Origin of the sequence: Bdellovibrio sp. HCB290 (assembly GCF_047305925.1) — a bacterium.
Lineage (GTDB): Bacteria > Bdellovibrionota > Bdellovibrionia > Bdellovibrionales > Bdellovibrionaceae > Bdellovibrio.
In genome coordinates this window covers 274,254-291,229 of sequence record NZ_CP178620.1, presented here as the reverse complement: position 1 = coordinate 291,229, position 16,976 = coordinate 274,254, and the positions used below count along the sequence as shown (strand labels likewise).

Here is a 16,976-nt window from a genome sequence, read left to right as displayed (position 1 = left end):
CGTTCCAATATTAGATATACTAGTGTTTAGGAACGCACCAGAACGGGGGATACATGCAGCACATGACCTCACTGAGGTCCTTACTGCTCAATTCGAGTTACGAACCCATGCGGGTTGTAAGTTGGCAAAAGGCCTTAATATTGTGGTTTCAGGACAAAGTAGAAATACTTGAGTATCATACGACCTTCGCCAGGTCAGTACAGCGGCGGTTTCAGCTCCCCAGTGTATTAAGGCTGAAATCATACGTTAGACCGCGGGGCAGTCATGCTGTCCGATTCTGCCGGGAAAACGTTTATATCCGCGATAATTACACCTGCCAATACTGTGGCGAAAAACTCAACGCCAAACAGCTCACTCTTGATCACGTCGTACCTGCCTCTCATAACGGACCTAAAAATTGGACAAATGTTGTTTCTGCCTGCCGCGATTGCAATCAGCGTAAAGCGAACCGCACTCCCCGCACAGCGAATATGCCATTATTGTCTGAACCACGCGCTCCGAACTGGCTTCCAACTTTGCAACTGGAAATCAGCGCTGATCACGTGCCGCCTGACTGGCAACCCTATCTTGTCTTAAAAACTGGATAGTCGTGACATCGTCCTTATTCCCGGCTAACCTTGATAAAAGGGGGCTTGCGTGAATAAGGACATTCACAATCAGCTGGTCGCAGCTCTGACTACAATTATCAGTGAAACCAACGGTATTTCTTTGTCAGATACTTTGGATTTATTGCTGTCTTCTGATTTAAATCAAAAACATCCTGAAGCATTTAAAGAGGTCGCGGACTTTCGCAGTCTGTTGAATCGCTTTCAAGTAAATGAAATTACAATTTCCACTTTACTGAAGCATCCGCTATCAGCGGCACTTTTTGAGTTCTTTAAAAACTTCCCATTGAAGTATCACGAAGAGCACATCCATTTAACTGGAGCTATCTCTGCCGACTTCATTTATCCCCGTCTTAAAAAATTATTGGAAGGCCCGGATAAAGCGATTTACGAACAGAAAATCACCGAGGTCTATGGCGCACAGGCACTGCCGATTCGCAGTGTAGAAGACGTGGACAAGTTAATCCGTCTTCAGGAAAACGAAGGCTTCGCCCGTTACTTGAAAATTCTTTATTTACCAAAACTGATCTTTTTGAATCGCGAGGTTCACGCTGAAGCGGCTTACCACATGGCCAAAGATCTTTATTACAACTTCAACGTAGGTTCGATCCGGCTGAAGTTCTCGTTGTCGCGTTCGACTTCCAGTTCTTCCGAACAAATTCCAGGTATCGACGATGTGACACCGGAAGATGTGGTATTGGGATTGTACGACGGCTTTAAAAAATTCCAAGAAGAGCACGGTGATTTCAAGTTCATCCTGTCCCCTTCCTTCCGTAAAGAAGCCAACCACTTTGACGCTGAAAATTTCAAAACGCGCAAAGAACATTTCATGGCGCAAATCGATGAACTGGTGCAGATGCTGGACAAGTATCCGTACCTGCAAAAAGTCATGACCGATGCTGACACCGTGGGCGACGAGCGCGAACTGTATCGCAAAGAACACTTCAATGAAATGCAACCGGGCTTCCGCAAACTGCAATACCGCGGCTTCAAAATTCGTTCGCATCACGGGGAAACCTGGCACACTCTAAAAAAAGGCATCCAGGCTGTCGACAATGCCATGAATATTTGGCACATCGACACGCTTGAGCATGGGATCAGTCTGGGGATCAATCCAAATAAGTACTTCCACCGTCTGTATCAGGATTTCATCAAACGCAACCAAGAGGGCAAGGGCTTCACTGAAAAAGATCCTTTGTATCGTGAGCTGGTTGAATTGGACTGGGCAGACAATCGCCACGTTTTAGAGAAAGTTCTAAAGGGTGAGCGTTTGAATGACGAGGAAAAGATCCTTCTGGTGAAAGCCAAGTTCCATACCGCGCGTGAAGTTGAACACTATCAGCATGACGTTTTAAACCGCATGATTCAAAAAGGTGTGACCTTGGTTTCATTGCCTTCATCAAACAACAAGCTGACCGGCAAGTTTGAAGATTACAAAGACCATCCGTTTTCCTGGTGGGAAAAAAAAGGTGTGCAATTAGGCGTGGGAACTGACAATCACGTCACATTGAACACCAATTTCATTCACGAAATGCTGATCTTGCTGTACACCGATGCTGTAAATTTGAAAATCACCAAGCTTTTAATGGTTACCACGGGCGAAGTGCGCAGACCTTACATCAGTCATCTGTTGTGGACCATGCGCAAAAGACTTAAAAAAATCGCAAAGTAAAAGAAAGACTTCATAGTAATGGCAGCTAAGAAAAATATCCTTAAAGAACTTTTCAGCAAAAATATGCTTATCATTCTTCTTCTGGGTTTCTCCAGCGGCTTACCGCTGGCGTTGACCGGGGGAACTTTAAAGACCTGGCTTTCCCGCGAACAGGTCGACATCAGCACCATCGGATATTTTAGCTGGGTGGGTATTGCCTACTCCCTGAAGTTTATTTGGTCTCCGCTTTTGGACCGCTACACTTTATTCAAGGCAGGTCGCCGTCGCAGCTGGATGCTGGTCACTCAAGTTTTGCTAATGGGTGCATTGCTGTTTATCGGGACTTTGAATCCGTTAAACAACTTAAGCCTGATGGCGACCATGGCCGTCTTGATTGCTTTTTTCAGCGCCACACAGGACATCGCTATCGATGCTTACCGCCGCGAGCTTCTGTCCAATGAAGAATTGGGGCTGGGTTCATCCTTAAATATTTACGGTTATAGAATCGCGATGTTGATTTCAGGCGGTGCGGGAATCGGGCTGGTCGGTTCTTCATTCTGGAATATCACTTGGGGTCAGTTGTACTATTTGATGGCAGGCTTCATGGCCGTCGGCTTCCTGACCACTTTATTTGCACCGGAACCGAAGATCGATTCACCTCCCCCAAAAACACTATTGCAGGCTGTAGTTGATCCTTTCGCAGAATTCCTAAAACGTCCCGGCGCTGCATATATTCTGCTTTTCGTTCTATTATTCAAAATCGGCGATGCCTTGGCTGGCTCATTACTAAACCCCTTCTACGTGGAAATGGGATTCACCAATGCTGACATCGGTCTTATCGCAAAAACATTTGGCTTCGCTTCTTCGCTTATCGGAATGTTTTTAGGTGGAATCGCGATCTACTACATCGGCATCTACCGGTCGCTTTGGATTTTTGGAATCCTGCAAGCGGTATCAACTGCAGCATTTGCTATCTTGACCTACACAGGCAGCCAGCTTGTACCCTTTGCAGCAGTGATAGTTCTGGAAGATATCAGCACCGGGATGGCTACATCAGCCTTTGTTGCTTTTATGGCAGCGTTAACCAACAAGAAATACACAGCGACTCAGTATGCAATTCTGTCCAGCTTTGCAACACTTGGTCGCACCTTCTTCTCGGGATTTGCCGGAGACATTGTCAAACAATTCGGTTGGGCCAATTTCTTTTATATTTGCGCATTGATCGCGGTACCAGGATTGCTAATGCTCATTGGAATGAAGAAGTATCACACAGACCAAACGCTTGAATCCTAGATAGTTCTCCAGTGTGGGTGTATGTTCACACTGGATCTACACCACGTATCTGCTCCACACTAGAGTGGGGCAATGTACTTGGGAAACTTTCACTCCATAGAACCACCTCATCAAGTTTCGCAAAATGAAAGCCTGGACTGGCTTTCATCTGCCCATCATCTGGCCCAAAGAGATCAAACCCACACCAAAGAAGACTACTTAAAACTTCTGCATCGTGTGGGTTGCTCTGAGCAACAAATCAACCGGCGCTTCTTCTTTGTACCAGATGTCGGCGAAAAAAATTGGGCAGAAAATAAGATCTATCCCATTCACACCAAGAATCGTGGCGTTAGCATGCACCACCGTCACGAATACTATCACGAAATAGTTCAAAAGCTTTTTGGTCAGATTTATGATAGCCGCTCCTTTCCAGACGACATGATCCACGTCAGTTGCACCGGCTACGTATCGCCCAGCGCTGCACAGTTAGTTGCCCTTCGCTCTCCGAAACCAGTGACTGTAACTCACTCCTATCACATGGGATGTTACGGCGCTTTTCCGGCTTTGAGAATGGCTGCTGGGTTCCTGGCGAATGACTTAATCCTGGGGCAAAAACAATCTGTAGATCTGGTACACACGGAACTGTGCAGTCTTCATTTGAACCCTGAAGACCCCACCCTTGAACAAATGGTCATTCAAAGTCTATTTGCAGACGGCTGCATAGCCTATCGCATGAGCCATGAACGACCACCAACAGGATTCAAAATTCTTTCCCTGTATGAAGAGATCATCCCGAATAGTGCTGACGCAATGGAGTGGATGGTTTCGGACTGGGGAATGAAAATGACTCTGTCCAAAGATGTTCCCTCCATGGTTGGAGCAGTCATCCCCGAGTTTACACACCGCTGGCTTAAAAGCCGTGGATACAATCTGGCTGAAATTCAAAGGAATGCGGTATTTGCAGTTCATCCGGGCGGTCCCAAAATTATTGATCAGGTGGAAAAGCAGCTGGAGTTAAACAGTTCGCAGGTTGAAGCCAGCCGCAGACTACTTTTCAGTCGCGGCAACATGTCGTCGGCAACCTTGCCACATTTGTGGGAAAGAATTCTTGCTGACTCAAGTATTCCATCTGGCACCAAAATAATCAGCTATGCATTTGGTCCGGGGTTGACTGTCTGTGGCGGTCTTATGGAGAAACTATGATCGCCTTCGTGGCGCTATCAATCTTTCAGGGACTTTTGATTTTTGTGGATGAAGTTTTTTATCATCACAAACGCGGACTGCCCCGCTGGGAAAAATGGGGCCACCCCATGGATACCGCGACAGTGTTAGCATGCCTCTTTTTCATTGCTTTAGTTCCAAGGACGGAAACCACAGAATACATTTACTATGGACTGGCAATTTTCTCGAGCCTCTTTATAACAAAGGATGAATGGGTCCATCACAAGCACTGTTCAGCCGAAGAAATGTGGTTACACGCGCTTCTTTTCGTCGTGCACCCACTATTGCTGTTTTCTGCAATTTCAATCTGGGATACGCAACCCCAAATCGCTTTAATGCTTGGCTTGGGTGTTGTCGTGTTTTTTATCTATCAAATAGTCTATTGGAACTTTATTGATGATCGTTTACGAGAGCGGCACCGGGCCGCCCCCTACAGTCAAGCCTCTCAAGAGGAACTGTACGATTACTTCAGGGAGTAAAATTAGAACTGAGCTGTCATGGGATTGGGACCAATTCGGCCCTCATTATCATCCATTCCCGCCATTACCGCCATTTCATCAGCGCTTAAGACAAAATCACCGATTTCAAAATTCTCTTTGATGCGTGATGGAGTTACGGATTTGGGAATCACGATAAAATCATTCTGCAAATGCCAGCGAATAATAACCTGCGCAGGTGTTTTTCCATGCTTGGCAGCTATCGCTTTGATTTTAGAATCCTCAAGAAGCTTGCCTTGACCCAATGGACTCCAACATTCGGTTTTGATTTCATGCCTGTTGTGAAACTCACGCAGAATCGGCTGTTGAAATTTTGGATGAAGTTCAATCTGATTTAGAACTGGTGCAACACCTGTCGCCTCAATAATGCGAGTTAAATGCTCGGGCATAAAATTGGAAACACCAATGGATTTGGCTTTTCCCTGTTTTTTGATTTCTACCATGGCTTTCCAGGTTTCCAAATACAGTCCCCGCTGTGGAGCCGGCCAGTGAACCAGATACAGGTCAACCTCCTCCACTCCCAATTTCTTCAAGCTTGAATCAATGGCTTTCATGGCGTTGTCATAACCTTGATCCTCGTTCCAAAGCTTGGTCGTGATATAGAGATCTTTTCGATTCAGTCCGCAATTCTTAATTGCCCGTCCAACGCCACCTTCATTTCGATAGATTGCCGCTGTGTCAATCGAACGGTAACCCACTTTAATGGCCTCGATTACCGCAGCCTCTGCTCCATCATCAGGAACCTGCCATACACCAAAACCAAGTTGCGGCATCTTGGAGCCATCATTCAAGGTAACTAAAGAATTAAATGCCATGTTGTTTCCTTTGCTGATTTCAATTTAGCTTACATCACCTGGACTCCAACAGGGTACTCCCAAGATTCCTTATTGCTTACAAAACAAACCTGGTTTCCAATAAATCAAAGGAGTATTCATGAAAGTTAAACTACCATTGATCGCGCGTTTGTTATTGGGCTTTGTCTTTTTTGCTTCGGGCATTGTGGGCTTATTCCAATTGGTGCCACAACCTCCTGATTTGCCCGCAGCTTTAGTGACATTCAATCAAGGCCTGATGGCTTCTGTTTATTTCTTCCCACTGCTTAAAATCACCGAGATCGTCTGCGGTCTTTTGCTGCTGATTGGCTGGTTCGTGCCATTGGCTTTGGTGATTCTGGCTCCGATCGTTTTGAATATTTTCCTGGTTCATGCCTTCCTTGCTCCAAGCGGCTTGGCATTAGCTTTGATCCTGGGACTTTTGACGATCTATTTGGCCTTCTTTTCGCCCCCATACTCGCCCAAAATCAAGGCTCTATTTCATAAAAAATAGTAAATAATTCAGCAAGTTGGACATGGCAGACCTTTGATGTTAGAGGTCTGTCATGAAATTTGAAAAATTCCACCTCTCTGAAGACCTCCTTCGTAATCTCAACGACAACGGCTATTTCCGTACGACCGATATTCAGTTCAAAGCAATCCCATCGATTCTAAAAGGCGACGACGTTTTGGCGATCGCACAAACTGGAACTGGAAAAACTGCCGCGTTCGCAATCCCTATCATCAATTTGATTCATTCCGAAAAAAGCAGCAAACGCGCCCTTGGCATTAAATGTCTGGTACTGGTTCCAACCCGTGAACTTGCTCAGCAAATTGGTGAGGTGTTCAACAAACTTGCCAAACACACCAAAGTAAAAGCATTTGCTCTTTTTGGTGGAGTCGAACAAGACGCCCAGATCAAAAAACTTGAAGATGGTATCGACGTGTTGATCGCAACTCCGGGTCGTATGTTTGACCTCATTTCCCAGGGCTTCATCAGCATGAACTTTGTGGAACATCTGGTTCTGGATGAAGCCGATCAAATGCTGGATTTAGGATTCATTGAAGATATCGAAGACATCAAAAGAAAACTGGTCCGCCGCCATCAAACCCTGTTCTTTTCGGCAACCATCAATCCGGAAATCAAGAAGCTTGCTTATTCTCAAGTACGCAGCAGCGCCATTCGCATCGAGATTTCCCCTGAAGATCCTGTTTCCAAAAACGTACAGCACTTTGTGATGTTTGTGGAAATGGATGACAAGCGCTTCTTCCTGGCTGAATACATCAATCAAAATGCCGATGGAAAATTCATCGTCTTCGTACGCACTCGCGTTCGCGCAGAGCGCGTCGCCAAGGCATTGGAGCGCGTGCAGATCTCATCACTGACCCTGCACGGTGAAAAAGATCAATTGGACCGCGCAGAAGTCATGAACGCCTTCCGCAAAGGTGATTGCAAAATCATGATCGCCACTGACGTCAGCGCCCGCGGCATCGACATTCCGGATGTCACGCACGTGATCAATTACGATCTTCCAGAAAAACCGGAAAACTATGTGCACAGAATCGGCCGTACAGGCCGGGGATTCAACAAGGGTATTGCCGTTTCCTTCTGCGCTACAGAGGAAAAAGAGCAACTGGCTGCAATCGAAGCTTTGTTAAACAAGCCCGTCGAAGTCATCAAGGTCAACAAGGCTGATTATAAAATCATCGCTTCTAAGCCCGAATCTTCTGATATCGATAAAAGCCTTCAAGCGCTGCTTGATAGCGAAGAACTCTTTGCGAACCCAAAAAAAGCAAAGTGGAAAAAGAAATAGGGGTTGGGGATGACTCTAAAAGTTTTGCTACTTGTGCTGTCGGTCTGGACAACATTGTTCGCTCTGCCTTCTTTTGCATCCGCTCTTTACACTGCCAAAACAGCCAAATACACAGCCTACTCCATGAAGGCGGACCGCGCCCTGCAACTCAATTCGGGGCAGCTTATGGTCAGCAATTCTTCGATGCCCTCAACTGCCTCTGCAGTCTGGAAGCTGTTTGTTAAAGCTTGTACTCCCAATGTAATCAATGATCGCTATTCCAAGTCGTTGAAAGTTTCGAATGCTGGAAAGTTTACGATTCTGGACTTTCAATGCGACAACAAGACTGACTTTTATGAAATCCCGGAAACTGTGCAATTCATCATTACTCTTGATGAACACGATCTGCTGGCGGATCTGCAGTTACTGCAATTCTCAACGGAAATATCCAAGCCTGCCAACGTAAAAACAGATGACCCAACGGATATACTTATGGAAGTTGGGGCTGGAACTCTAGTGCAAGGTTTGAGTGTTAAGGACGATCAGAATTCCGAAATTAAATCCAAGATCATCAATTCTGTCGCTGGAAGCCTTGTCGCAGTCTCCACTGCAGCTTTGGCTTACAATCAGTGGAACATCACCAAACAACAGGCCTATTGGATCGGAGTTGCCTCCAGCGTAGTGGCAAGCATCCTAAAAGGTGCCTACGACAGCTATTCTGGCGAAACATTAGATGCTTCAGACAAAATCAGTGCGGCACCTGGAGTAATTCCCAGCAATATCGACATTCGCTTTCAAATTTCTTTTTAGAACATGATCATCAGGCCAAAGTAAGGGTCAATTAAAGTATCTGAGTGATCATACTTTGAATAATCGTAGTGTTTGTAACTGAATTGGAAAGTCAAAGGAACACGGGTTGGGACCTTGTAGCCAATATCAAGTTGATATCCGTTTCCGCCATCGTAGTCGCCGTATTTTGAAGATACGAAGTATGTACCCAGCAAATAGAACCCTGATTCACGAGGCGTCATCCATCCACCACTCACGCCATAAGAAGTTCTGTCTACTGATGCGGTCTCGGATGCATTGTCGTTTTGGTAAAGAGCACCCAAAACCCAGCCACCTCCCTGGAACTTATAATAAGCGCTGACATCATAAACCATGCGCGTACTTTTACTTGTGGAACCAGATTCCTCTGATTCTTTGCTGCTGTAATATAGCGCAAGCTTTGCAAAGCTGCCTTCGGCAAACGCCACGCTTGATTTCAATGCCACAGAACTTAGTACTAAAATGAATGATAAAATTTGAATGGTCTTCATGAATACAATGGTGACAAGTGCAGATACTTTGCACAACTAAAAACTTTCAATTAACAGATATCGTTTCTATTTTTTCTTTTTGCGAACGTAAAGTTTTTTTAGAACCGTCGCGACCAGCTCACCCTTGGCATCCACAACTTGAACAGGCAGGTCAAAGATATACTTATCCCCAGAAGCTGTTTCCTGCAGAACTTTACCTATAAGAGCCTCATCGATACGGAACTCTACGGTCACTTTGGTTTTGCCGGGTGAAACGAAGTCAATGGTGGCACCCTTATCCCAGACATAATAATCCTGACCAAGATTATTAATCAGCATCAGCATAAAGAACGGGTCGGTCATCGCATACAGCGATCCGCCAAACTGTGTTCCGACGTAATTTCTATTGTACCAGACTTGCTTCAGAGCGACTTTGATATAGCGATAGTCTGACGAGATCTCTACAACCTTGATTCCGGCGCCAAAGTACGGGGGCCAAATGCTGATCAATCTTGCCACCAGCCAACCAGGCGTTCTTGATCCCATTTTTCTAAGTACTGCAGTTATCATTGTCATTCCTTGAACCTATTTTTCAAGAATAGATTTTAAGGCCTTCAAGTCTTTGAGTACAGCACTTTGATCTTTCTCAAAATCAGCTTCCGACACTTTAGGAAGACGATACAGAGTGAAAACCACCTCGCTGCCCTCACCATTTCGCACAACCCGCAGCGGATTATGGTTCACCGCCCCCGAAGGCAGCGTGACATCGTGATCCAGCACTCCAAAGTTATTTCTTGGGGCAAAACGAATCTTAACATTTCCCATGGGTGATTCCGCTTCCCACGAGTCACCTGACTTAACTAGTTTTGCCCGGCTCAGTCCCTGGGCCCACAAATTCATATTTTCGGGATTTGCCGCAAATTCATAAACATCGGAAACTGTTCTATTTATTGAAACACTGATTTGCTTTGATGGATACGTCACAAGAATTCCTTTGCTCGGTCGCACTACGGTTTTGAACATTTTAACCTGGGAATAGCCTGCGATTGCACAGAATAAAAGGACGAATATACCAATTGCTGACTTCAATTTCATCACTCCCCCAGAGTGTATTGAAAATTCCCTTAGGGAAATTTTCAATACGAACCTTCAGAGAGTGACGGAAGTCATGTCTTTATTCGCACTTTTTGGAATCGCTATAGAAGAAACCATGGAATTCGGAACGACTCATCCCTGGAAGAGAGAATCGCTTCGCATCTTTACAGTCCTGAATGCGGTACGCTTCGTTGATAGCAAGTAAATCCTGGAAGGATGGCAGATAGCCATTCTTTTTATAGAACTCCTGCTCTTTCTTATAGATGTTTTTTTCCAGTGCCACGGCCACGGCCTCGAATTGCACCGTCGTTTTAATTGCCCCCATCGGCATATACTTTGGCAATGTTTCTTTCACCATACCGAACTGTCTGACCAATTTTGCCATATAGGATTTCGAACTGTGCGTAACATCCCAATGAAAATCATAGTTCTTTTCAATCATCCAGCCATAGACACTTTGTAAAACAGCGTCCTGCATGCGTACCTGGCGAAGCAACGGCATGAATCTATACTCTGCCACGAAGTCAAAGCGAGGATCGACTTCGACATCATAGGGAGCAAACAAAGAAGTTTTTGTCACACCCAATGTACGCGGGTACTCCTGATTCTTAAACTTTGAAACCGTACTTCTAAATTTTGGAATCTTGATGTCTCCACCAGAAGCTCTATCATAGGCAACGCGAATCACCTCTGAACAAAACATGGCAGAATAGTCGTCGTCATTCATCGAAAAGTCATAGCGAATACCCTGTTTGCGATCCAAAGCGGCTTGCGCCAGATCGTACATCTGACGAGCGGCTTTCTTTGCCATGGCCTGATCAGGGTAGCGGAACAAAGCCACGCGAGAATCTTCGGCCTGACGCCATTTCTCTAAAGGTGTGACAATAACCCCATGCTGGATGAGTGCCTCTACTACATATTTGCGGCCCATTTTATCTTCAGCCACGATCGCCGCGTGAGAAAAGTTGCCTTCCTCGTCAGCGATTCGGGCAATCATTGCTGATACATAGGATTTTCCCCGCACCAGCATCACGTCACCGGATTGCAATTGAAATCCTGCAAATTTGGGATTAGTCCATGTGCTTGGCTGCTCATTAACCAATACAGGTGTCTTTTTGAAAGTATAAACTTTCTGCGCATACAACCAATCCAAAAGGTATTCCTCAGAAAAACGCGCATACTGAAAGCCTTCGCGAAGTTTCTGAACACACTCTTTGCTTAGTTCATTTCTGGAATCAAACTCTTGCAGCTTTTCATGCAAAGACACGCGAATTTGGAACATCGTATTTAAAACCTCTGGGCCTTGAGTACGAAGCTGTTCCTGTTCGGTCGGAGTTTTAGGAATAAAGTGATCCGCTGGAAGATAGTAAAGGTAATCCGTAATTCCGTGAACGACAGAAACACATGTCTGCGGATTGAAAACTTGTGGATTATTGATATCAGCCAACACTTTTTTGCTTCCAGTGATCAGCTCGGTACTGCTTGCGGGATTTCTATAAGTGATAGCAGCTGCAGTTTCACTTTTAATAGTATTATTTGTGCAGCCTGAAACCACACTCAATCCCGCTAATGCCATAACCAGCTTCTTCACGCTAAGCCTCCGATGTTCCCTTACTATTCGGCATTTCCACTGGTGATCATGACTGGACCAACGAACGGTGAATTCAGATCTAATGTCTTAGATCATTTGGCAGTTTCCAAATTGCAGTTTCATATTTGTAACGGAAATACGAGTGCTTAAGCACTTTTGCATCATGCAGTTCCCGAGGCTCGCTCCGATAAAGATGCATATGCGTTTTAGCTTGTGGCACGTTCTTCTTTCCCTTTTAGTAACCGTATTGTTTACGGGATGTAGCGCCCCTTCCGAGGAAGAAGAAGGCCCATCCGTAAATCCTATTGCTTCAACACCAACACCAACGCCGTCTCCGTCTGTTTCTCCATCACCATCAGCGTCTCCTTCTCCGCCACCAGTGGTTCAATATTCTATCAGCGGGACAGTCAGTGGATTGGCCCACGACTCGATGACAGTTCGCTTAAATAGTTCAGAGAGCGTTTCGCTTGCTGCCGGTGCGACAGCTTTTTCATTTACAACCAAAATTAAATCTGGCGATCCTTATGCTGTCACAATCTTAAGTCATCCTCAGAGCCCGGCTATTCCGTGTGTTCTGCAAAATGCCAGCAGCACTGTCGCAAGTGCTGATGTTACGAACATTCAAATAAGCTGCCCGACCTTAAGTTCAATTTCAGTTTCAAACGTACCAGCGCAAATGAATTTGGGAGCAACTTTTACCCCGGATGCAGTTGGTGTTTACTCTGACAATCAGGTGCGCAGTCTTAAGGACTATGGCGTTTGGCTGGTTGCAGATACTTCGATTCTTGGCAAAAGTGGACTTGTGTTCACCGGATCATCTGCTGGATCAACTTCGGTTAGCTTTTCCTTTGCAGGAACCCAGGTCAGCAAGAATATTACTGTGAAAAGTGTCACTTTAACTTCATTGCAGATCAGTCCGGCGCAAGTCACGATGCTCGCCGCGACCCAAAAGAATTTAAAAGTGATTGGTACATATAATGACGGCTCCACCCAGGATCTGACTCAAACCGCGGTATGGAGTAGTTCTGATAACAGCAAAGCCACTGTTGATGGTTCATCAAGCAAAGGCCTGGTGAATGCGATCGCAGGTGGCACTGCCAATGTAATGGCCGAGGTGGGCTCTATTTCCGCAAGTCGCGCAATTACGGTTTCCAATAGCTCCGTATCTTCAATCTCCCTAAGTCCTGCTTTGCTAAACGGCTCTTTGGGAATGAGTCAGAACATTCGCGCCATGGCTGTTTTGTCAGATGGCTCGATGACTGATGTTACCGGATCTGCTGCCTGGGCACTGAGTGATGCATCGATCGCGTCGTTTACTGCAGGCTTAGTGCAATTTCTTAATTCCGGAAATACAAATATCTCTGCGACACTTGGTGCAGGAACTGCGACCGGCTTGATTAAAGTCTCATCCAAGAAATTGAATTCTCTGACTCTGTCAGATAATGCGATCTCGCTCCCGGTGGGAGGGCAAAAAAAGGTGACCGTCACGGCAAACTATGACGACAACACCACAGAGACAGTAAACGATCTTGTGCAATGGGTGATCGCAGACACTCAAGTTGTGAATTTAAAAAATACTGACCATCAGCGCGGCACCCTTATCACGCAAGGTGCCGGCACTTCAGCAGTTCAGGTTTTATGGCAAGGAAAAACGGCCAGCCTGTCAGTAACAGTGACTGCAGCAACTGTTTCCACCATCAGACTGAGTCCTGCTGGCTTATTGATTCCGAAGAACCTAAACATTCCGCTGAAGGCCTACGCCACATTCAGTGATGGAATTGAATACGAAGTAACTGATACTGCAAGCTTTGGTCTTTCCAATGCCAATATCGGGCAAATCAGCACGGCGCCTGAAACCAAAGGAACATTGCTGAATACGTATTCGGGATCTGCAACGGTAAACTTTCAAGTAACCGCAAGCATGCAGGGCAAATCGACATCCACTGAGTGGGTTATGGCTCCTGCAACTTTATCAAGCATTGTGTTGAATCCAACTTCGGTCAGCATTGGCAGTGGTAAGAAGTTTCAGGCTCGGGCCTATGGTCAATTCAGCGATGGTGGCAGTACCGAACTGACCAACCTTGTTGCCTGGTCTTCAAGTCAAAGCAGCGTTGTCAGTGTCAGTAACTTTGATTTGGAAAAAGGCGAAGTCACTTCATTAAATGAAGGAACTGCGGTTTTGAATGCGACACTGGGATCTGTCAGCGGAACATTGAACGTGACAGTCAGTGATTCAGCTTCTGAATCCATGCCGGAACAAGGAATGGGATTGCAGGGCTTCTATTATGCCAATAAGACTTTGACCGAATCCGGATTTAAAGGCTCACGCATTGACGGTACTATTAATTTCGACTGGGTTCAGGGTGCGGCACCACTGGGCGTGGGTGATTCGTTCTCGATTAAATGGACTGGAAAAGTACTGGCGCAATACTCGGAGACCTACACATTCTGTACTCGTTCTGATGATGGTGTCCGCTTGCGCGTGAATAACGTATTAGTTGTAAATAATTGGACTGATCACGCTGTAACCGAAAACTGCGGTACGATTGCCCTGGTGGCAGGACAAAAATACGACATTCAGTTGGAGTTTTTTGAGAATGGCGGTTACGCCGTGATCCAGCTATACTGGCAAAGCCCGTCCCGCTCGAAACAGATCATTCCCCGTCAATTCCTATTCTAGAACATCTTTAATCGCACGCAGAAGCTCGGATCGATTTATCGGCTTGGTCAGATGGTCATTGCAACCCGCCTCCAGGGATTTTTCGACCTCTTCTGGAAGGGCGTGAGCTGTTAAGGCAATGATTGGTTTTGTATAGCCCTGAGAGCGGAGTTTGCGTGTTGCCTGAAGACCGTCCATCCCCGGCATTTGCACATCCATCAGAATGATATCGAAGTCACCTTTGGACACCATTTGAAGAACCTCAAAGCCGTCGTTCGCACACTGAACATTAAAATTTTCAGATTTCAAATAGCGACGGATCAACAGTTGATTATCCGGCATATCTTCAGCCAGCAAAATCTTCACATTTTGATCTGCAAAATCCCGCAACGTTACAGGTGGCTTGGGAGCCCCTGTTTTACGTACTGCCACTTCCTTTAAACGTTCTTCATCATCAGAAACGATGGTAAATACGAATGTGCTACCAACACCTTCCTGACTTTGAAGAAGGGACAAATCCCCTCCCAAAGCTCGTGCAAAGTGGCGCGACAATACCAACCCCAACCCAGTGCCGCCAAACTTACGATTGATCGATGAATCAGCTTGCCCGAAAGCGTGAAATATCTTTTGCTGCCCGTCTTCAGAAATGCCAATACCGGAATCCTGCACTTCGGTGATGATGCGAATTCGACCATTGAAGCGCTCTGCCCTCACACGAATTTTAATGGTTCCTTTTTCCGAGAACTTAACGGCATTTCCAATTAGGTTCACCAGTATCTGGCGCAAACGCACTGGGTCCGAATAAATGTTTTTCGGAAGATCACCAATCTGTTCGACCTCAATTGAAATTTCCTTTTTCTCTGCCAACAACGAAAGCGAAGTCTTCACTTCGTCGATCAATTCCAAATATGACAACAAAGATTTTTCAATTGGCATCTTACCGGCTTCGAACTTGGATAAATCCAAAATATCATCGATAACCCTTAAAAGCAGGGTTCCGTTCGCCTGAATGCGACCCAAAAGCTCTTCTTGTTCTTCATTTAACTTCTCGGCACTTAAAAGATCAGCGAAACCCAGAATAGCGTTCATCGGCGTACGTATCTCATGACTCATATTTGCCAAAAAGCTCATCTTGGCTTTCGTCGCTTCTTCAGCAACTTCTTTTGCGTGCTTTTCGCGAATGAGTGCCTGCTCCAAATCAGCCGTGCGCTGCCGAACCCGGGATTCCAATTCGACTTGAGTCTTCAGCAATTCTTTTTCAATAGCCTTACGATCCGTAATGTCCTGAGTGGTACCGACAATTTTAGAGATATTACCATCCTCGTCCAAGGTAAACTGCCCGCGAGTTTGTACATACTTGGAAGTGCCGTTGGGAAGATGAATGATGTGGTCAAATTTAAAAGGTGATCTGCTTAAGACCGCCGAAGCGATAACCTGCTTAAAGTTCTCCCGGTCTGCCTGCTCCGAGAAACCCAACAGCGTATCTACTGTCACCTTTGTATTCTTGCCCAGCCCATAAATATTGTACATTTCCTCGGACATACCCAGATGAGTGCCATCGATACTTCTCTCCCAACTTCCCAATTGGGCAATTTCTTGGGCCTCTTTTAGCAGAATGTCACGGATACTGATTTCCTCATTGGCTTCTTTAGAACGTCTTACCAAGACTCGGGCAAATCCTGAGGCGGTCAATGCAACCAACAAGATCATCAAAGTTGCACCGACGACAACATAGGCCAGAGTCTGCGTTCCCAGAACCACACCCTGATGGGATTGATGAACATGCTCGTCATGAATGTATGTAGCGGCTGCCATGCCGGTGTAATGCATTCCGGAAACAGCGACCCCCATCAACAAACTTGCCAAAGCATGCAGAAGCGCAATTCTTTTTGTTGTTCGAAAACGCAAAGAAACACCCAGCGCTGCAAAAGATGCAAATGCTGCAATCACCACCGACAGGATCACTAGATTCATGTTCCAGACGATGCGCACGGGCATCTCCATGGAAGCCATACCGAGATAATGCATTCCCGAAATAGCCACAGCCATGGATAATCCACCGAAGATCACACCGACCAAGGAAACTTTCACCCGGCTGACAATGTAGAACGCAACCATCGAGGCACCAATGGCCACGACAATGGAAAGAAGAGAAAGGCCCAAATCATAGCCGACCACCATGCCGGGCATGTCCATAGCCAACATACCGACAAAGTGCATACTCCAAATACCCAAGCCCATTGCGACAGAGCCTGCAAGCAACCAGAAGCGAATATTTGTTCCCAGGGATTCTTTGATACGAAGAACGATATTTAGAGCGACGTAAGCACCCACAGTCGCAATCAAGACGGATAAAGCCACTAAATCTTCGTTGTATGCGTGAGCCATTTCCACCCCTAGATCATAACCCTCGAAAAAACTGCCACCTAAATCTTTCGTTGTCTATCAGGAAAGACTGCCAAACAACACTGCGGTCGAGCTG

At 45.9% G+C, this 16,976-nt stretch carries 15 protein-coding genes; 9 read left to right on the top strand and 6 right to left on the bottom strand.

Annotated features, from left to right (window positions below; translation table 11 throughout):
- The first annotated feature begins 53 nt into the window (after positions 1-53).
- From ACLVWU_RS01525 to ACLVWU_RS01505, 5 genes are all read left to right on the top strand, one after another.
- Positions 54-587, top strand: a complete 534-nt coding sequence (locus tag ACLVWU_RS01525) for an HNH endonuclease (protein WP_413576701.1) — start codon at positions 54-56, stop codon at positions 585-587.
- A 49-nt stretch (positions 588-636) separates the two neighbouring features.
- Entirely contained in the window at positions 637-2,277 is a 1,641-nt protein-coding gene (locus ACLVWU_RS01520; RefSeq protein WP_413576700.1) for a hypothetical protein, read from the top strand.
- Positions 2,278-2,295: 18 nt separating this feature from the next.
- A complete protein-coding gene (locus ACLVWU_RS01515; protein ID WP_413576699.1) occupies positions 2,296-3,549 on the top strand; it encodes an AmpG family muropeptide MFS transporter in 1,254 nt (417 codons plus the stop codon).
- A 72-nt stretch (positions 3,550-3,621) separates the two neighbouring features.
- A complete protein-coding gene (locus ACLVWU_RS01510; RefSeq protein ID WP_413576698.1) occupies positions 3,622-4,731 on the top strand; it encodes a 3-oxoacyl-[acyl-carrier-protein] synthase III C-terminal domain-containing protein in 1,110 nt (369 codons plus the stop codon).
- Positions 4,728-5,228, top strand: coding sequence for a hypothetical protein (locus ACLVWU_RS01505; protein ID WP_413576697.1), 501 nt, complete (start codon positions 4,728-4,730; stop codon positions 5,226-5,228). Before ACLVWU_RS01510 ends, ACLVWU_RS01505 begins: the two co-directional genes overlap by 4 nt.
- Before the next feature lie 2 nt (positions 5,229-5,230).
- On the opposite strand, the gene ACLVWU_RS01500 is transcribed toward ACLVWU_RS01505, so the two are convergent.
- Positions 5,231-6,061: an aldo/keto reductase gene (locus ACLVWU_RS01500; RefSeq protein WP_413576695.1), complete on the bottom strand. Its 831-nt coding sequence runs from the start codon at positions 6,059-6,061 to the stop codon at positions 5,231-5,233.
- Between the two features lie 118 nt (positions 6,062-6,179).
- Between ACLVWU_RS01500 and ACLVWU_RS01495 the strand changes: the two genes are divergently transcribed.
- The 3 genes from ACLVWU_RS01495 to ACLVWU_RS01485 are packed head-to-tail and all read left to right on the top strand — an operon-like array spanning position 6,180 to position 8,661.
- Positions 6,180-6,572 carry a DoxX family membrane protein gene (locus ACLVWU_RS01495; RefSeq protein WP_413576694.1) on the top strand — a complete coding sequence of 131 codons (393 nt, stop codon included), beginning with the start codon at positions 6,180-6,182 and terminating at the stop codon, positions 6,570-6,572.
- A gap of 52 nt (positions 6,573-6,624) precedes the next feature.
- A complete protein-coding gene (locus tag ACLVWU_RS01490) occupies positions 6,625-7,872 on the top strand; it encodes a DEAD/DEAH box helicase (protein ID WP_413576692.1) in 1,248 nt (415 codons plus the stop codon).
- A gap of 9 nt (positions 7,873-7,881) precedes the next feature.
- Positions 7,882-8,661, top strand: a complete 780-nt coding sequence (locus tag ACLVWU_RS01485) for a hypothetical protein (protein WP_413576691.1) — start codon at positions 7,882-7,884, stop codon at positions 8,659-8,661.
- On the opposite strand, the gene ACLVWU_RS01480 is transcribed toward ACLVWU_RS01485, so the two are convergent.
- The 4 genes from ACLVWU_RS01480 to ACLVWU_RS01465 all read right to left on the bottom strand — a co-directional run bounded on the left by ACLVWU_RS01480 (position 8,658) and on the right by ACLVWU_RS01465 (position 11,835).
- Positions 8,658-9,170, bottom strand: a complete 513-nt coding sequence (locus ACLVWU_RS01480; protein ID WP_413576690.1) for a hypothetical protein — start codon at positions 9,168-9,170, stop codon at positions 8,658-8,660. The genes ACLVWU_RS01485 and ACLVWU_RS01480 overlap by 4 nt on opposite strands.
- Before the next feature lie 66 nt (positions 9,171-9,236).
- Positions 9,237-9,719 (bottom strand): DUF4442 domain-containing protein, encoded by a 483-nt coding sequence (locus tag ACLVWU_RS01475; RefSeq protein WP_413576689.1) that lies wholly within the window; start codon positions 9,717-9,719, stop codon positions 9,237-9,239.
- Positions 9,720-9,734: 15 nt separating this feature from the next.
- The gene (locus ACLVWU_RS01470) at positions 9,735-10,172 is read right to left on the bottom strand and encodes an SRPBCC family protein (RefSeq protein WP_413578761.1); all 438 of its coding nucleotides are present in this window, start codon (positions 10,170-10,172) and stop codon (positions 9,735-9,737) included.
- A gap of 151 nt (positions 10,173-10,323) precedes the next feature.
- Positions 10,324-11,835, bottom strand: coding sequence for a YiiX/YebB-like N1pC/P60 family cysteine hydrolase (locus ACLVWU_RS01465; RefSeq protein WP_413576688.1), 1,512 nt, complete (start codon positions 11,833-11,835; stop codon positions 10,324-10,326).
- A gap of 199 nt (positions 11,836-12,034) precedes the next feature.
- Between ACLVWU_RS01465 and ACLVWU_RS01460 the strand changes: the two genes are divergently transcribed.
- Positions 12,035-14,515 (top strand): PA14 domain-containing protein, encoded by a 2,481-nt coding sequence (locus tag ACLVWU_RS01460; RefSeq protein WP_413576687.1) that lies wholly within the window; start codon positions 12,035-12,037, stop codon positions 14,513-14,515.
- On the opposite strand, the gene ACLVWU_RS01455 is transcribed toward ACLVWU_RS01460, so the two are convergent.
- The gene (locus ACLVWU_RS01455) at positions 14,507-16,882 is read right to left on the bottom strand and encodes an MHYT domain-containing protein (protein ID WP_413576686.1); all 2,376 of its coding nucleotides are present in this window, start codon (positions 16,880-16,882) and stop codon (positions 14,507-14,509) included. The genes ACLVWU_RS01460 and ACLVWU_RS01455 overlap by 9 nt on opposite strands.
- Positions 16,883-16,976: the final 94 nt, after the last annotated feature.